The sequence below is a fragment of the Collinsella sp. AM36-4AA genome (assembly GCF_003467795.1).
Classification (GTDB): domain Bacteria; phylum Actinomycetota; class Coriobacteriia; order Coriobacteriales; family Coriobacteriaceae; genus Collinsella.
Genome location: NZ_QSHS01000061.1, coordinates 1,024 through 1,509, shown reverse-complemented (window position 1 = coordinate 1,509; position 486 = coordinate 1,024). Strand labels below are relative to the sequence as shown.

The following is a 486-nucleotide window of genomic DNA, read 5'->3' as shown; positions in this document are numbered from 1 at the left end:
TGAACTGCGCCCCAATTCTTGGACGGGCTAATAAGCGGCCTACGCCGCACATAGGGACTGATTCCGGAATTCCTCCGGGGTCAGTCCCTTCAGTTTAACCTGCCTCCTTCTCGTGTTCCAATGGATGATGTATTCGTCCAGGTCTCTCTTGAAGTCTTCGAAGCAAGGCCATTTTCTTCCGCGAAAGAACTCGTCCTTCATATGGCCGAACACCTGCTCCGTCGCGCCGTTGTCGATGCAGTTGCCCTTCCGGGACATGCTCTGCACCACGCCGGCCTCCTCCAACCGCTTGCACCACCCGGCCTGCTGGTACTGCCAGCCCATGTCCGAGTGCAGGACCGGCCTGGAGCCCTCGGGCATCTTGGACACGAGCTGGTCGAGCAGCTCGTGCTGCTGGGCCATGTTGGGATGCAGCGACGTGGACCAGGCGACGATCTCCTTGCTGCCGAAATCGTAGACCGGCGCGAAGTAGGCCTTGCCCCAGGG

General features: G+C 60.3%; 1 protein-coding gene. It reads right to left on the bottom strand.

Going from position 1 to position 486, the window contains the following annotated elements:
• Window positions 1-39 precede the first annotated feature (39 nt).
• A partial coding sequence (locus DW850_RS10320; protein WP_199575698.1) for an IS3 family transposase occupies window positions 40-486 on the bottom strand: 447 nt, incomplete at its 5' end.